The following is a 15,606-nucleotide window of genomic DNA, read 5'->3' as shown; positions in this document are numbered from 1 at the left end:
CATGACTGAACTCCCCCTGATCGGCGAAGCCGTCGCAGTCGCGGCGGAGCCGCGCCTCGCTGGCGCCCGCATCGGCGTCGTTACCTTCCCCGGCACCCTTGACGACCGGGACGCTGCCCGCGCAGTCCGCCTCGCCGGCGGTACCGCCGTCGAACTCTGGCATGGTGACAGCGAACTCGGCGACGTGGACGCCGTCATCATCCCCGGCGGCTTTTCCTACGGCGACTACCTGCGTGCCGGCGCCATCGCCCGCTTTGCGCCGCTGATGTCCAAAATCATCGACGCCGCCAACTCCGACGCCAAGCTGCCCGTCCTGGGCATCTGCAACGGCTTTCAGATCCTCACCGAATCGCACCTGCTGCCAGGCTCGATGATCAAGAACGACCACCTGAAGTTCCTCTGCCGCGACCAGGTGCTGCGCGTCGAGAACAGCAACACGGCGTGGACCCTGGACTACCAGGCGGGCCAGGAGATCACCATCCCGCTGAAGAACCAGGACGGCCAGTACATCGCGGACGAGAAGACCCTGGACGCCCTTGAGGCCGAGGGCCGCGTGGTGTTCCGCTACGTTGGCTTCAACCCCAACGGTTCCCGCCGCGACATCGCGGGCATCTCCAACGCCGCCGGCAACGTGGTGGGCCTCATGCCGCACCCGGAGCACGCCGTGGAGCCTGGCTTCGGCCCCGAATCGCTGGACGGCATCGGCGGTTCCGACACCGACGGACTGGGTTTCTTCACCTCCGTACTGAACAAGATTGTGGGAGGCGACAAGTGACCACGGAAACCACCAAGAAGTTCAACATCGACACCGTCGAGCACGCGGCGAAGACCCCGGACACCGAACTGCCCTGGGCCGAGCTCGGCCTGAAGCAGAACGAGTTCGACGAGATCGTCAAGGTCCTGGGCCGCCGCCCCACCGGCGCCGAGCTGGCCATGTACTCCGTTATGTGGAGCGAGCACTGCTCCTACAAGTCCTCCAAGAACCACCTGCGCCAGTTCGGCCAGAAGGTCACCGAGGAAATGAAGAAGGACATGCTGGTGGGCATCGGCGAAAACGCCGGCGTGACCAATTTGGGGGACGGCTGGGCCGTGACCTTCAAGATCGAATCGCACAACTCGCCGTCGTTCGTTGAGCCCTACCAGGGAGCGGCGACCGGCATCGGCGGCATTGTCCGCGACATCATCTCCATGGGTGCCCGCCCCGTGGCCGTCATGGACCCGCTGCGCTTCGGCGCCATCGACCACCCGGACACCGCCCGCGTCATGCACGGTGCCGTGGCCGGCATCGGCGGCTACGGCAACTCCCTCGGCCTTCCGAACATCGGCGGCGAAATGGTGTTCGACTCCGTCTACCAGGGCAACCCGCTGGTCAACGCTCTCGCCGTGGGCGTCATGCGCCATGAGGACATCCGCCTGGCCAACGCCTCCGGCAAGGGCAACAAAGTGGTCCTGTTCGGTGCGCGCACCGGCGGCGACGGAATCGGCGGCGCCTCGGTGCTGGCCTCCGAGTCCTTCGACGACACCAAGCCGTCCAAGCGCCCCGCTGTCCAGGTGGGCGACCCCTTCGCCGAGAAGGTACTCATCGAATGCTGCCTGGAGCTCTTCAAGGGCTCGCTGGTCGAAGGCATCCAGGACCTCGGCGCAGCAGGCATCTCCTGCGCCACGTCCGAACTGGCGTCCAACGGTGACGGCGGCATGCAGGTTGAGCTGACCTCCGTGCTGCTGCGCGACCCCACGCTGACCCCGGGCGAGATCCTGATGTCCGAGTCGCAGGAACGCATGATGGCCGTCGTCACGCCGGAGAACGTCGAGGCGTTCGAAGCCGTCATGGACAAGTGGGCCGTGGAGTATTCATGGCTGGGCGAGGTGACTGACACCGGCCGCCTGATCATCACCTGGGAAGGCGAGGTGATTGTCGACGTCGATCCCCGCACTGTGGCTCACGACGGCCCGGTCTACGACCGCCCGTTCGCCCGTCCCGAGTGGCAGGATTCCGTCCAGGCTGACACCTTCACCGGGTCCGTCCAGGATGCCGCCCGCCCTGCCGCCCCGGCTGAGCTGGCGGCAGCTGTGACCGAGCTCGTGGCATCGCCGAACATGTGCTCCAAGTCCTGGATCACCAACCAGTACGACCGGTACGTGGGCGGCAACACTTCCATGGCGATGCCGGATGACGCCGGCGTGGTGCGCGTGGACGAGGAAACCGGTTTGGGGGTGGCCCTGGCTACCGACGCCAACGGCCGCTACACCTACCTGCACCCGTACCACGGCGCGCAGCTGGCGCTGGCCGAGGCCTACCGCAACGTTGCCACCGCGGGCGCCATCCCCATGGCCGTCAGCGACTGCCTGAACTTCGGCTCACCCGAGGATCCGGATGTCATGTGGCAGCTGGCGGAGGCCATCCGTGGCCTGTCCGACGCCTGCATGGTGCTGGGCATCCCGGTCACCGGCGGCAACGTCTCGCTGTACAACCAGACGGGCAGCACGCCCATCCACCCCTCCCCCGTGGTGGCAGTCCTGGGCAAGCTCGACGACGTCGCGCGCCGCACGCCGTCGGGCTGGCGTGAGGACGGCCAGGCCATCTACCTCCTGGGCACCACGGCCGCGGAGCTGGATGGTTCCGAATGGGCCAACATGCGCGGACACCTGGGCGGCCAGCCGCCGAAGGTGGACCTCGAAGCCGAACGCGCACTGGGTGAGATCCTGATCAACGCGTCCCGCGACGGCATGATCGACTCCGCGCACGACCTCTCCGAAGGCGGCCTCGCGGCTGCCCTGGTGGAGTCCTCGCTGCGCTACGGCGTGGGTGCCCGCATCGCGCTGCAGGATGTCATGGACCGGGACGGCGTGGACCTGTTCACGGCGCTCTTCTCCGAGTCGCAGGGCCGCGCCGTTGTGGGCGTCCCGCGCTCCGAGGAAGTCCGCTTCACCGACATGTGCACGGCCCGCGGCTTCGCCCACACCCGCATCGGCGTGGTGGACGCGGCCAGCGGCAGGCTGGAGATCAACGGCGTGGAGGCCCTGTCCCTGGACGCCCTCCGCGAAGCCCACGAGGGGACCCTGCCGAAATACTTCGGCTGATTTAGCCCTCATCGATTGCTCCGTAGTTGTCGTTTTGAACCCTCAGAACGACAACTACGGAGCATTCGATGGTTAACGGCCTTTTCGCCACCCTGCCTGAATCAAAGCCGTCCGGATTTTGACGACGGCGGGCTTGGCGTCGTTGAGCATGTGGCGCTTCGAGATCCGGACTTCAGTCCATCCCAGCGCGGCGTAGCGCTCCGACCGGTCGATGTCCCGGGCGATCTGCCCCTCTTCGCCGTGGTGCTCCCCTTCGTACTCGATGCCGATCCGGTACTTCCGGTAGCTCAGGTCCGGCTCATGATGGCGTACCCCATTCCCAGAAATGATGGGCACGTTCAGTTCCGGTTCGGGCAGGCCCGCCCGAACCAAGGCGAGCCGCAGCAACGTCTCCTGCGGCGAATCGGCTCCCACCCGGACGAGCTCTATGGCCTCTTTGGCCTTGCGGAGCCCCCGCTTGCCTTTGTGCCGCTCAATCACCCGCTGAAGATCAGCGATGGAGCAGAGCGGCATGTCCCGGCCCTCGAGCTCCGGCCTGGGCACGCGGACACAGCTGTCCCCCATGGCCACGATTTCATCCACAGACAGTATTTCCGCCATATCCAGCCAGGTGCGCTCCGGGGTGGTGACGGGAAGTCCGTCCACCAACAGCACCTCGTCCTCGAAGAGCTTCATCCGGTGGACGATCACGTACGGGCGCGCAAGATGCGCTGCGCCTTCGGGCCGGATGAGGTGGTAGACCTCGAGGCCTTCGTTCTGCCGGCGCTGGGGCAGGCCATTGAGCTCCGCCGCGGTGAAATGCGATGCGGCACATCGCTCGTTGACTTCGATAAAAGGCCGGACCCGCACGCTTAAGGGGAGTGCCGCTGTCGCGCCTTCCATCCTGATGCCCCGGCCGAAGCCCTCCAAGGAACCGTGCCGCCAACGCCGTGGCGACAGGCCCGCGAAAGTAGCGTCAGCAACGGTGAAGGGGCGGCCGGGGAGTTCCTCCGGTAATGAGCGTGGGGTCTTTATCGGTCCATAAGACCAAAATCGGGCAAAGACCGCAGAAGTTATCCACACCCCTCATCGATTGCTGAGCAGATGTCGTTTTGGGGCGTGAAAACGACACTTGCTCAGCAGTCGATGAGGTTTAGTCCTCGCTGTGCAGCTCGCGCTGGCGGACGCTGAGCAGTTCGATCTCCGGCCTGCCCGCCACGAAGCGTTCGACGGCGGCCAGCACCTCCACGAGGTGCCGGCGGTCGGCTGCCACCAGGCCCACACCGAGCTGGGTGCGCCGGTACTGGCTGTGGTCCCCCACCTCGGCAACGGAGATCTCAAAGCGGCGTTTGAGCTCAGCCAGGAGGGGCCGCACCACAGAGCGTTTCTCCTTCAGGCTGTGCACGTCGCCCAGGAGGATGTCGAACTCACTCCACCCAATCCACATGCTTCATGCTATCGATTGCTCCGTACCTGCCGTTTAGGAGGACCAAAACGGCAATTACGGAGCAATCGATGGCGGGGTTAGATGGTGAGTTCGCCCATCAGGTCCCAGCCTTCGCCGTCCAGCTGGCGGCTGATGATCCGGGGCGTTTCGGCGAGCGCCTGCGGCATGTCCGCCATTGCCTTCTTGAAGTGCCCGCTGTTGACGTGGTCCCCTGCGGCGTCGTCCTTGAACGCCTCCACGAGGACGAACTCGTTGGGATCATCCACGCTGCGCGACCAGTCGAACCACAGGTTGCCCGGCTCCTCCCGGGTGGCCCTGGTGAAGTCCCTCACCAGATCCAGCCACCGCTCCGACCATTCAGGCTTGACCTTGAACTTGACGACGATAAAGATCACTGGGACGTTCCTTCCGCGGCGAGACTGCGTGCCCCTTCAATGTACCGGGAAGTAACGTAGCGCTGCGCCGCACGGGTGATTATGCCGCCGGTGGCATAGAACCAGTTGGAAGGCTTGCTGAAGGCACGGATCCTCAGCCACACCTCCCCGTGGCTGTTGATCTCCACCTCGAAGGATTCCTCCCCCAGGGCAGGATGCCCCGGCAGGGTCCCGTAACCAAAACCCGCGGACTGGGGAACACCCTCCGGCGCAGGCTCCCGCGCCCACACCACTTGGCAGGGCACGGGCAGGCGGAAGGGGCCGACGCCGAATCCGCTCACCACGTGCGCCCCCGGCACAGCCCTCGGCGAATCGGCGCGGACACGCAGCCCTGCCCGCCGCTGCAGTTCCCAGCCGAGGATGCCGTCCGCCACCCGCCGGTAGACGTCCAGTCCGGTGCCAAGGCGCGCTTCCTCCAGGACGCGGCCATACCCCTGCGGGGCGCTGCCGTGTTCCGTGCCGCCGATTCCCGGATAGCTGAGCTTTCCCGCGTCAGTCATTGCCGCCTGCCCTTTCGAGGCGTGCCCACCCCAGTTGCTCCTGCTGCTTCCGGCTCAAGCCTGACACCACCAGATCGTACGAGTCCTCCACCATGTCACGGATCATCCCGTCCGGGAGCGATCCGTCGAGACGCACACCATTCCAATGCGTCTTGTTCATGTGCCAGGCTCCGGTGATCGCCGGGTGTACTGCGCGGAGCTGGACGGCCAGGGCCGGCTCGCACTTCAGGTTCACATAAAAATCGTGCTCATCCATGGACGACAAGGCGAACAGCTTGGCCTCGTGGCGGGCTCCCCCGGCAATGTGGGCACGGACTTTGAAGACCGAAGTCTCCGGTCCAAACGGGAAGTCCTCATAGGCTCCCGGAAACGACAGGCAGATCTTCCGCAGCGCGTTTGGGTCCATAAGGGAAGCCTATAAAGCGGACCTGCGCGGTGCTAGTCTGCGAGGATGTCACGCGACCAGGGAACCATACCTGTTCTGGATTTAAGTTCCGCACGGCAGCCCTACGGCTCCTTCAGGCCCGAGTTCATCGAGCAGTTGCGGCATGCCACCCACGATGTGGGGTTCTTCCAAATCACGGGTTATGGCGGCCGGCCGGGTCAGGCAGAACAACTCCTGGACATTATCCGGCGCTTCTTCGACCTGCCGCTGGAGGAGCGGATGAAGCTGGACAACCGATTGTCCCCGCACTTCCGCGGCTACACGCGCATGGGCACCGAGGTGACCCAGGGCCGGGCGGACGCCCGCGAGCAGATCGACTATTCACCGGAGCGCCAACCGGTCAAGGACTATCCGGCGGACCAGCCGTACTGGCTGCTCCAGGGCCCCAATCTCTGGCCGGATGACTCTTTCCCGGAGCTGAAGCCGGCAGCCATGGAGTGGGCCGAACTCATGTCCGAGGTGGGGATGGAGCTGCTGCGGGCCATCTCGGTTTCCCTGCAGCTGCCCGAAGACTACTTTGATGAACCCTTCAGGGATACCCCGGCCTGGATGGGCAAGCTGGTGCACTACGTGGGTGGCGTGGTGGAAGCGGCCGGAAACCAAGGTGTGGGCACCCATGCGGACTACGGGTTCGTGACCCTCCTGCTGCAGGACGATGTGGGTGGCCTCGAAGTGCTGCCGCCCGGCACCAGCGAGTGGTTGCCCGTGGAACCACTCCCGGGGGCACTGGTGGTGAACCTTGGCGAGATGCTGGAAGTGGCCACGGAGGGATATCTTGCCGCTACCGTCCACCGTGTGCAGGCCCCGCCGCCCGGCGTCGACCGTTACTCGGTGCCGTTCTTCTGGTCGCCCAGGCTCGATGCGGTCATCGAACCGGTCCCGCTGGCTCCGCAACTGAAGGCGGCAGCCCGGGGCATCACGGACGATCCGGACAACCCTCTCCTGGCATCCTTCGGCCTCAACATGCTCAAGGGCCGGATGCGGGCCCACCCGGACGTCACCGAGCGGCATTACCCGGAGTTGATGACGCGCTAGAGGTTGTATTTCCAGGCGAGCTGCGCCGGGCAGGCGTTCACCACCACGTCCAGCCCCGCCGCCTTGGCCCGTTCCGCGGCCGCCTCATCGATGACCCCCAGCTGCAGCCACACGGCTTTCGCCCCCACGGCGATGGCCTGGTCCACCACGCTGCCCACCTTCTGCGAGTTCACAAAGCAATCCACGACGTCGATGGGCTGCTTTTCCGGCGGGATGTCACCGAGGGTGCGGTAGCCGGTTTCGCCGTGGACGGGGTCGCCGGGCAGGTTGACAGGGATGATCTCCATGCCGAGCCGGTCGCGGATCATCAGCGATACATCGTAGGCGGAACGCCACTCATTGGTGGTGAGGCCGACGATCGCCCAGCGGCCCTTGGTTCGCAGAAGGCGTTCAATGACTGCAGGATCGTTCGTGTGGCCCATGGCAACAGAGTACGCTTCCCCGCGAAGTGATGGCGTTCACCGAATAAAAGAACGACAACGAAAGGCGGAAGGAGGTGTGAACGAATATTACGCGGCCTCAGCGATAGTTTGCTCTCGGGGATTCATTGCTGTGTAGTGGTCTTTGACCATCCCGAGCGGCCGAGAGACTTGGATCGATGACGCCGCAGCAACCCTGGTCGCCGGACGCTCCCCAACAGCGCCGGTGATAGCAAGGATTCCAGCCACGGGTATCCGGAACTGACCACTCCGGCGAAGGCTGGCTCCGTAGGGTGCTACTGCCAGGACCGATGGAGTGATCCTATGACCGCAATCCTGTCGCCGCTGCCCGGCGCCGCCACCTCCGCCCATACGCCTGCCCTTCCGGTGTCCTTCCGGGGCCTGCGCCGCACGTTCGGCAGCGGAACCGCAGCCCGGACCGTCCTGCGGGATGTGACCTTTGATGTTGCAGCCGGTGAAGTCCTGGCCATCCTGGGGCCCTCCGGTTGCGGAAAATCCACCCTCCTGCGCGCCACGGCCGGCCTGGACCACCCCAGTGCCGGCTCCGTCGTCATCGAGGACACCCCCGTGCACGGCATCGACCCGCGGTGCGCCTTCGCATTCCAGGAACCCCGGCTCCTGCCCTGGCACACGCTGCAGGCCAACGTGGCCATCGGGCTGCCGGCCGGATGCAGTGCAAAGGAGGGCAAAGCCAAGGTGGCCCGGCTGCTGGAACTCGTAGGGCTGGAAAACTTCGCCAAGCACCGCCCCCGCGAGGTGTCGGGCGGCATGGCGCAGCGTGCGTCACTGGCGCGGGCGCTGGCCCGGAACCCGGGCGTCCTGCTGCTCGATGAGCCCTTCGGCGCCCTCGACGCCCTTACCCGGATCAAGATGCAGGACCTGCTCCTGGATATCCACCGGGCAGAGCCCACCACCGTCCTGCTGGTCACCCACGACGTGGATGAGGCCCTCCAGCTCGCAGACCGCATCATCGTGCTTGGCCCTGATGGGGACGGTGAGGGTGCAACGATCGTCAGGACCGTTGAGGTGCCCGGCAGCCGTCCCCGCGGGCGCGCCTCAGCCGAACTTGCCCTCATGCGTGCCTCCCTGCTGGAAACCCTCGGCGTCGACGGGCACCGCTCCAGCTGACGGCCAAGCCGCTGACAGGCACGCCGCCGGCTCCCCGCCCATTGCCGTAACCCGCCCTGTTGGTCCGGGCCGCCGTCGGACCCCGCTACAGGCCGGCAGCAGCAGCCTGGCCTCCCCCCTGTTTCATACCGTTCCATCCCGCGTTCAAAGGAAACCCATGCCGCACGCATTGCCCATCACCCGCCGTTCTGTCCTTGGCGCAGCAGCCCTTGCCGCTTCCGCGGTCCTGGCACTCACGGGCTGCGTTGCAGGGGAAGGTTCATCCGGCAGCGCAGCCGCGGCCGGCAGCAGCAAGGGCGGCACCCTCAACATCGACTTCGCCACCTACAACCCCCTGAGCCTGGTGATCAAGAAGCAGGGGTGGCTGGAGGCAAGCCTCAAGGACCAGGGCGTGACCGTCAACTGGGTCCAGTCCGCCGGGTCCAACAAGGCCAATGAGGCGCTGCGCTCCGGCGCCATCGATGTGGGTTCCACAGCCGGGTCCGCCGCCCTGCTGGCCCGCGCCAACGGGTCGGAAATCAAGACCATCGACATCTTCTCCCAGCCCGAATGGGCAGCCCTGGTGGCACCCGCAGGCTCGGACATCACGTCCGTGGCCGACCTCAAGGGCAAGTCCGTGGCCGCCACCAAGGGCACCGACCCCTACTTCTTCCTCCTGCAGGCACTGGAGCAGGCGGGGCTGAAGCCCGGTGACGTGACGGTCCAGAACCTGCAGCACGCCGACGGCCGCACTGCCCTGGAAAACGGCTCCGTCCAGGCCTGGTCCGGGCTGGATCCGATCATGGCAGGCGCTGAGCAGAAGGGGGCCAAGCTCTTCTACCGCAACCTGGACTTCAACACCTACGGCTTCCTCAACGCCACTGAACCGTTTTTGAAGAACAAGCCTGAACTGGCCCAGGCAGTGGTGAACGCCTATGAGAAGGCCCGCGCCTGGGCAGCGCAGAACCCGGACCAGACCGCGCAGATCCTGGCCGACGCCGCCGGGCTGGACCCCGCCGTCGCCAAGACCGTGGTGCTGGAGCGCAGCAACCTGGATGTCGACCCGGCACCGGGGGACGCGCAACGCAAAGTACTGGAGAAGATCGGGCCCACTTTCGTGGAAACCGGTGACGTGAAGACGCAGAAGCAGATTGACGACGCCGTGGCCTCCCTTCTCGACGACTCGCTGGTGAAGAAGGCTGATCCGTCAGCCATCAAGGCCTCTTGATGCGACATCAAGATAATGCAGCCGCCACCGGCAACAGTGTTGCGGACGGGCGTGCTGCAGCCGCCCCCGCAACAACGGCAGACGCAGCCCAGGCGGGTGCCGTACCGGCACCCGCTCCGGCAACGGGATGGTCTCCCGCCGGAGTCCGCACCAGGAACTGGGCGCGTCTGCCCCTTGGCTTGATCATCCCGGCTGCCCTCCTGGTTGCCTGGCAGGCAGCTTCCGCCAGCGGCCTGTTCACGGTAGTCCAGCTGCCTCCGCCCGCCATGGTGCTGGCCGCTGCCGGCGAACTCCTGGAACGCGGCGAACTGGGCATCCATATTGCCATCTCCACCCAGCGGGTCCTGCTCGGATTCCTGGTGGGCGCCGCGCTGGGCCTGGTCCTGGGTGCCGGCGTGGGACTGTCCAAACTCGCAGATGCCCTGCTGGCGCCCACCATCGGTGCGCTGCGCGCCGTGCCGTCCCTGGCCTGGGTGCCGCTGCTGATCCTGTGGATGAAGATCGGCGAGGACTCCAAGGTAACGCTTATCATCATCGGCGCGTTCTTCCCGGTGTTCACCACGGTGTCCCTGGCGCTGCGTCATGTGGACCGCAACCTGGTGGAAGCCGCACGCGCTTTCGGGTTGAAAGGCGTCCGCCTGCTGACCACCGTGCAGCTGCCCGCCGTCGTTCCTGCAGTGTTCTCCGGGCTGCGCCTCGCGCTTGCCCAGGCCTGGCTGTTCCTGGTGGCGGCTGAACTGATCGCTTCCTCAATGGGGCTGGGCTTCCTGCTGATCGACTCGCAGAACAACGGCCGTACGGACCGGCTGCTCCTGGCCATCGTGATGCTGGCCGTGATTGGAAAAATTACCGACGCCCTGCTGGGGCTGGCCGAAAAATGGGCGGTGAAACGATGGGCCTGAGCACCACCGAAACCTTTGACCTGACCGCGGGCGTGCGCCCGGACAACGTCGCCTTTTGGGAGCAGCAGGCGCTGCGCCTCGACTGGGACGCCCCCTGGCACACCGCGCACTGCTGGGTCCCGGCGGACCCGGAGGCCGGCCGCGGCCCGGAGATCACCTGGTTTGAGGGCGGCAGGCTCAACGTGGCCGCAAACTGCGTGGACCGCCACGTCGCCGCTGGCCGCGGACAGAAGGTGGCCCTCCACTTCGAGGGCGAGCCTGGCGACCGGACATCCATTACCTACGCCGAACTCCAGCGTGAAGTGTCCAAGGCGGCCAACGCACTCCTGACCCTGGGCATCGGCAAGGGCGACCGCGTGGTCATCTACCTCCCGGTCATCCCCGAGACCGTCATCATCACCCTGGCCGTGGCCCGCATCGGTGCCATCCACTCGCTGGTGTTCGGCGGTTTCTCCGCCGAGGCACTGAAGTTCCGGGTGGAGGACACCGGCGCAAAGCTGCTGGTCACCACGGACGGCCAGTTCCGCCGCGGCGTCGCAGTTCCGGTGAAGGACAACGCGGACGCCGCAGTGGCCGGGGAGAATGCCATCGAGCACGTCCTGGTGGTCAACCGCACCACCCCGGCCAGGGACTTGGCGACCGTCCCCATGACCGAAGGCCGCGACGTGTGGTGGCATGACGTCGTCGGGCAGGCCGCAGATGTGCACGAACCGGAGGCGTTCGACGCCGAAACGCCGCTGTTCATCATGTACACCTCCGGCACCACCGGCAAGCCCAAAGGGCTGGTGCACACCTCCGGCGGCTACCTGACACAGGCCTCCTGGAGCTTCGAGCATCTGTTCAGCAACCCGGATCCGGCCCTGCGCGACCATGACGTGCACTGGTGCACCGCCGACCTCGCCTGGGTCACGGCGCACACCTACGAGATCTACGGTCCGCTCTCCAACGGCGTGACCCAGGTGATCTTCGAAGGCACCCCCAACACCCCGCACCCCGGGCGGCACTTCGAAATCATCGAACGCTACGGCGTGACGCAGTACTACACCGCCCCTACGCTGGTCCGTTCCCTCATGGGCTGGTTCCCGGACGGCGTCCCGGACACCTATGACCTCTCCTCCATCCGCCTGCTGGGCACGGTGGGCGAGGCCGTCAACCCCGAAGCCTGGCGCTGGCTGCGGGAGAACGTGGGCGCCGGCACCGCCCCCGTAGTGGACACCTGGTGGCAGTCCGAGACGGGCGCCACCATCCTCTCCCCTGCCCCCACGGACACCAGCTTCAAGCCCGGCTGCGCCGCGCGCCCGCTGCCAGGGGTCAGCACCAGGATCGTGGACGACGGCGGCACTACGGTAGCGCCCGGCGTCCAGGGAAACATCGTGGTTGATTCCCCCGGGCCCGCCATCGCGCGCACCGTCTGGGGCAACCCGGGCCGCTACTTCGATTCCTACTGGAGCAAGTACGCGGACCGCGGCTGGTTCCTGGCCGGTGACGGCGCCAAGTACGACGCCGACGGCGACATCTGGATCCTGGGCAGGGTGGACGACACCCTCAACGTCTCCGGCCACCTGCTCTCCACGATCGAGATCGAATCCGCCCTGGTGTCCCACCCGGAGGTGGTGGAAGCCGGGGTCTGTCCGGTCGCGGACCCGAAAACCGGCCACGCGGTGGTGTCCTTCGTCGTCCTGAAAACCGGCGCTGAAGCCCGGCTTACCGGCGATGTGGCCCAAGAACTCCGGAACCACGTGGCCAGGGAGATCGGGCCCATCGCCAAGCCGCGCGACGTCGTCGTGGTCCCCGATGTTCCCAAGACGCGCAGCGGCAAGATCATGCGCCGCCTGCTCACCCAATTGTTCGAAGGTACCGCGCTGGGCGATACCACCTCACTCCAGAACGAACCGGCGATCGCCGGCATCCAGGACGTCCTGCGCCAGCGGGACCTAGCAAAGGAAAATTCATGACCGAGATCAGCAACGTCGCCCGACTCTCCGAACCGCTTAAATTCGCCTATTGGGTCCCGAATGTCTCCGGCGGCCTGGTGGTGTCCACCATCGAACAGCGCACCGGCTGGGACTTCGACTACAACAAGAAGCTCGCCCGGATCGCCGAGGAGTCCGGCTTCGAATACGCCCTCACCCAGACCCGGTACGCCGCCTCCTACGGCGCGGACAAGCAGCACGAGGCCACGTCCTTCAGCCTGGCGCTGCTGGCCGCTACCGAGCGGCTGAAGGTCATCGCCGCAGTCCACCCCGGCATGTGGCACCCCGGCGTGCTGGCCAAGTACATCATCACCGCGGACCACATCTCCAACGGCCGCGCCGCCGTGAACATCGTCTCCGGCTGGCTCAAGAACGAGTTCACCAACTTCGGCCTGGAATGGCTGGAGCACGACGAGCGGTACGTCCGCACCGAGGAGTTCATCAACGTCCTCCGCGGCCTCTGGACCGAAAAGGAGTACAGCCAGTCCGGCAAGTACTACAACATCACCGATTTCACCCTGAACCCTGCGCCGGTTGACGTACCGGGCCGCGCCCACCCCGAAATCTTCTTCGGCGGAAACTCGACGGCGGCCCAGGCCACCGCTGGCCGCGTCGCGGACTGGTACTTCTCCAACGGCAAGGACCTGGAAGGCTTCAAGGAAAACATCGCCGGAGTGGTGGCCGCCGCAGGCGAAACCAAGCGTGGCACCGAAGGCGCCTTGGCCGCACCCCGGTTCGGCCTCAACGGCTTCGTCATCGCCAGGGATTCAGAGAAGGAAGCCCGTGACACGCTGCGCGAGATCGTGGAGAAGGCACACAAGCCGGCTGTCCAGGGTTTCCGGGACGCAGTGCAGGAAGCCGGCGCCGCCACCAGGGACGGCAAGGGCATGTGGGCAGACTCCACCTTCGAGGACCTGATCCAGTACAACGACGGCTTCAAGACCCAGCTGATCGGCACCCCGGAACAGATCGCCGAACGCATTGTGGAGTACAAGAAGCTCGGCGTGAACTTGTTCCTCACCTGCTACCTGCACTTCCAGGAGGAGGTGGCGGCGTTCGGCCAGGACATCCTGCCGATCGTGCGCGAGCTCGAAGCAGATCTTGCCCGGAAGAACGGCACCGAACTCGACCTGTCTGCCACTCCCGTCGCACAGGCGGTGGCTGTCTGATGGCTGACCGCACTTTCGGTTTCCGCACCCGCGCCCTCCATGCCGGCGGCACCCCCGACGCCGAGCATGGCGCCCGCGCCGTCCCCATCTACCAGACCACGTCCTTTGTCTTCAAGGACACTGACGACGCCGCCAACCTGTTCGCCCTGCAGAAGTACGGCAACATCTACTCCCGCATCGGCAACCCCACGGTGGCCGCCTTCGAGGAGCGCATCGCGTCGCTTGAAGGCGGCATCGGTGCGGTGGCGACGTCATCCGGCATGGCTGCCGAGTTCATCACCTTTGCCGCACTGACCCAGGCCGGCGACCACATCGTGGCAGCCTCCCAGCTCTACGGCGGCACGGTAACCCAGCTGGACGTGACCCTGCGCCGCTTCGGCGTGGACACCACGTTCGTTCCCGGCACCGACCCCGCTGACTATGCCGCGGCGGTCCGGGAGAACACCAAGGCGATCTTCGTGGAGGTGGTGGCCAACCCGTCGTCGGAGGTCCAGGACCTGGCGGCGCTGGCAAAAGTGGCGCACGACGCCGGGATCCCCCTGGTGGTCGACGCCACCTTGAGCACGCCGTACCTTGTGCGGCCCATCGAGCACGGCGCCGACATCGTCATCCATTCGGCCACCAAATTCCTGGGCGGCCACGGCACCACCCTGGGTGGCGTGGTGGTGGAAAGCGGCCGCTTCAACTGGGGCAACGGCAAGTTCCCCACCATGACCGAGCCCGTGGCCTCGTACGGCAATGTGTCCTGGTGGGGAAACTTCGGCGAGTACGGCTTCCTCACGAAGCTTCGCAGCGAGCAGCTTCGCGACATCGGCCCGGCCCTTTCGCCGCAGTCGGCGTTCCAGCTCCTCCAGGGAGTGGAAACCCTGCCCCAGCGGCTCGATGAGCACCTGAAGAACGCGCAGGCCGTGGCCGAATGGCTGGAGAACGATGACCGGGTGGCGTATGTGAACTACTCAGGCCTGCCCTCGCACCCGCACTTCGAACGGGCACGGAAGTACCTGCCGCTGGGCCCCGGGTCGGTGTTCTCCTTCGGGGTGACGGGCGGTCGGGCTGCCGGCCGGAAGTTCATCGAATCCCTGCAGCTGGCCTCGCACCTGGCCAACGTGGGTGACTCGCGGACCCTGGTGATCCACCCGGGCTCCACCACGCACCAGCAGCTGAGCCCTGCCCAGCTCGAATCGGCGGGCGTGCCGGAGGATCTGGTCCGCATTTCGGTGGGCCTCGAGGACATCGAGGACATCCTGTGGGACCTCGACCAGGCGCTCACCGAGGCCTCGAGCGTGGCGCCCGGAACCGAACCCGTCATCGAAGAACCTGCAGACGCCTGCACGATCGGAGCAAACGCATGAGCACCGCCGAACGTACCTGGTCCGGCCCGTCAGCGCCGGAGCGGCTGGCCCTGCTCCGGCAGGCGAAGTCGATTGCGATTGTTGGCGCTTCGGACAAACCGTCGCGGGCCAGCTACTTCGTGGCCACCTACCTGCTGTCCTCCACCCGCTACAAGGTGTACTTCGTCAACCCTGTGGTCAAGGAAATCCTGGGCCAGCCCACCTACGCCTCGCTGGCGGACCTGCCCGAGAGCCCGGACATCGTGGACGTGTTCCGCAAGCACGACGACCTGCCCGGTGTCCTCGCCGAGGCGATCAGCGCCGGCGCCAGGACGCTGTGGCTGCAGCTGGGCTCCTGGCATGAGGAGGTGGCTGCGGACGCGGAAGCCGCCGGGCTCAATGTGGTGATGGACCGCTGCGTGAAGATTGAGCACGCCCGCTTCCACGGCGGCCTCCACCTGGCCGGGTTCGATACCGGGGTCATTTCCTCGAAGCGGCAGGTCCTGTCCTGACCGTTTCCGGCACATTGCACTAA

Annotated in this window: 16 protein-coding genes; 10 read left to right on the top strand and 6 right to left on the bottom strand. The window is 66.1% G+C overall.

The window, feature by feature from the left end; all coding sequences use genetic code 11:
• The first annotated feature begins 1 nt into the window (after window position 1).
• The gene (gene purQ, locus FBY33_RS07935) at window positions 2-775 is read left to right on the top strand and encodes a phosphoribosylformylglycinamidine synthase subunit PurQ (RefSeq protein ID WP_142030103.1); all 774 of its coding nucleotides are present in this window, start codon (window positions 2-4) and stop codon (window positions 773-775) included.
• Window positions 772-3,081 (top strand): phosphoribosylformylglycinamidine synthase subunit PurL, encoded by a 2,310-nt coding sequence (purL, locus tag FBY33_RS07930; protein WP_142030102.1) that lies wholly within the window; start codon window positions 772-774, stop codon window positions 3,079-3,081. The genes purQ and purL overlap by 4 nt, the downstream gene beginning before the upstream one ends.
• A 72-nt stretch (window positions 3,082-3,153) precedes the next feature.
• Here purL and FBY33_RS07925 read toward each other — a convergent pair whose 3' ends face one another.
• From FBY33_RS07925 to FBY33_RS07905, 5 genes are all read right to left on the bottom strand, one after another.
• Window positions 3,154-3,963 carry a hypothetical protein gene (locus FBY33_RS07925; protein ID WP_142030101.1) on the bottom strand — a complete coding sequence of 270 codons (810 nt, stop codon included), beginning with the start codon at window positions 3,961-3,963 and terminating at the stop codon, window positions 3,154-3,156.
• A gap of 250 nt (window positions 3,964-4,213) precedes the next feature.
• Window positions 4,214-4,507 carry a DUF503 domain-containing protein gene (locus tag FBY33_RS07920; protein WP_142030100.1) on the bottom strand — a complete coding sequence of 98 codons (294 nt, stop codon included), beginning with the start codon at window positions 4,505-4,507 and terminating at the stop codon, window positions 4,214-4,216.
• Window positions 4,508-4,584: 77 nt separating this feature from the next.
• The gene (locus FBY33_RS07915; RefSeq protein ID WP_142030099.1) at window positions 4,585-4,902 is read right to left on the bottom strand and encodes a putative quinol monooxygenase; all 318 of its coding nucleotides are present in this window, start codon (window positions 4,900-4,902) and stop codon (window positions 4,585-4,587) included.
• On the bottom strand, window positions 4,899-5,441 hold the full coding sequence (locus FBY33_RS07910) for a DUF1990 family protein (RefSeq protein WP_142030098.1): 543 nt from the start codon (window positions 5,439-5,441) through the stop codon (window positions 4,899-4,901). The genes FBY33_RS07915 and FBY33_RS07910 overlap by 4 nt, the downstream gene beginning before the upstream one ends.
• On the bottom strand, window positions 5,434-5,847 hold the full coding sequence (locus FBY33_RS07905; protein WP_142030097.1) for an MmcQ/YjbR family DNA-binding protein: 414 nt from the start codon (window positions 5,845-5,847) through the stop codon (window positions 5,434-5,436). Before FBY33_RS07905 ends, FBY33_RS07910 begins: the two co-directional genes overlap by 8 nt.
• Before the next feature lie 45 nt (window positions 5,848-5,892).
• Here FBY33_RS07905 and FBY33_RS07900 point away from each other — a divergent pair, with 45 nt between their 5' ends.
• Window positions 5,893-6,921, top strand: coding sequence for an isopenicillin N synthase family dioxygenase (locus tag FBY33_RS07900; RefSeq protein ID WP_142030096.1), 1,029 nt, complete (start codon window positions 5,893-5,895; stop codon window positions 6,919-6,921).
• Here the strand turns inward: FBY33_RS07900 and FBY33_RS07895 are convergent.
• A complete protein-coding gene (locus FBY33_RS07895; RefSeq protein WP_142030095.1) occupies window positions 6,918-7,343 on the bottom strand; it encodes a CoA-binding protein in 426 nt (141 codons plus the stop codon). The two genes, FBY33_RS07900 and FBY33_RS07895, sit on opposite strands and share 4 nt — an antisense overlap.
• Window positions 7,344-7,664: 321 nt before the next feature.
• Here FBY33_RS07895 and FBY33_RS07890 point away from each other — a divergent pair, with 321 nt between their 5' ends.
• From FBY33_RS07890 to FBY33_RS07860, 7 genes are all read left to right on the top strand, one after another.
• Entirely contained in the window at window positions 7,665-8,489 is an 825-nt protein-coding gene (locus FBY33_RS07890; RefSeq protein ID WP_142030094.1) for an ABC transporter ATP-binding protein, read from the top strand.
• 157 nt (window positions 8,490-8,646) lie between these two features.
• The gene (locus FBY33_RS07885) at window positions 8,647-9,696 is read left to right on the top strand and encodes an aliphatic sulfonate ABC transporter substrate-binding protein (RefSeq protein WP_142030093.1); all 1,050 of its coding nucleotides are present in this window, start codon (window positions 8,647-8,649) and stop codon (window positions 9,694-9,696) included.
• Window positions 9,696-10,598 (top strand): ABC transporter permease, encoded by a 903-nt coding sequence (locus FBY33_RS07880; RefSeq protein ID WP_142030092.1) that lies wholly within the window; start codon window positions 9,696-9,698, stop codon window positions 10,596-10,598. The genes FBY33_RS07885 and FBY33_RS07880 overlap by 1 nt, the downstream gene beginning before the upstream one ends.
• Window positions 10,589-12,553 (top strand): acetate--CoA ligase, encoded by a 1,965-nt coding sequence (gene acs, locus FBY33_RS07875; RefSeq protein ID WP_142032641.1) that lies wholly within the window; start codon window positions 10,589-10,591, stop codon window positions 12,551-12,553. The genes FBY33_RS07880 and acs overlap by 10 nt, the downstream gene beginning before the upstream one ends.
• Window positions 12,550-13,740: a dimethylsulfone monooxygenase SfnG gene (gene sfnG / locus FBY33_RS07870; protein WP_142030091.1), complete on the top strand. Its 1,191-nt coding sequence runs from the start codon at window positions 12,550-12,552 to the stop codon at window positions 13,738-13,740. The genes acs and sfnG overlap by 4 nt, the downstream gene beginning before the upstream one ends.
• A complete protein-coding gene (locus tag FBY33_RS07865; protein WP_142030090.1) occupies window positions 13,740-15,092 on the top strand; it encodes an O-acetylhomoserine aminocarboxypropyltransferase/cysteine synthase family protein in 1,353 nt (450 codons plus the stop codon). Before sfnG ends, FBY33_RS07865 begins: the two co-directional genes overlap by 1 nt.
• Window positions 15,089-15,583, top strand: a complete 495-nt coding sequence (locus tag FBY33_RS07860) for a CoA-binding protein (RefSeq protein WP_142030089.1) — start codon at window positions 15,089-15,091, stop codon at window positions 15,581-15,583. The genes FBY33_RS07865 and FBY33_RS07860 overlap by 4 nt, the downstream gene beginning before the upstream one ends.
• Window positions 15,584-15,606 lie beyond the last annotated feature (23 nt).

This window comes from Arthrobacter sp. SLBN-112, from assembly GCF_006715225.1.
Lineage (GTDB): Bacteria > Actinomycetota > Actinomycetes > Actinomycetales > Micrococcaceae > Arthrobacter.
The sequence above is the reverse complement of the archived record's forward strand: the minus strand, read 5'-3'. Positions and strand labels throughout refer to the sequence as shown.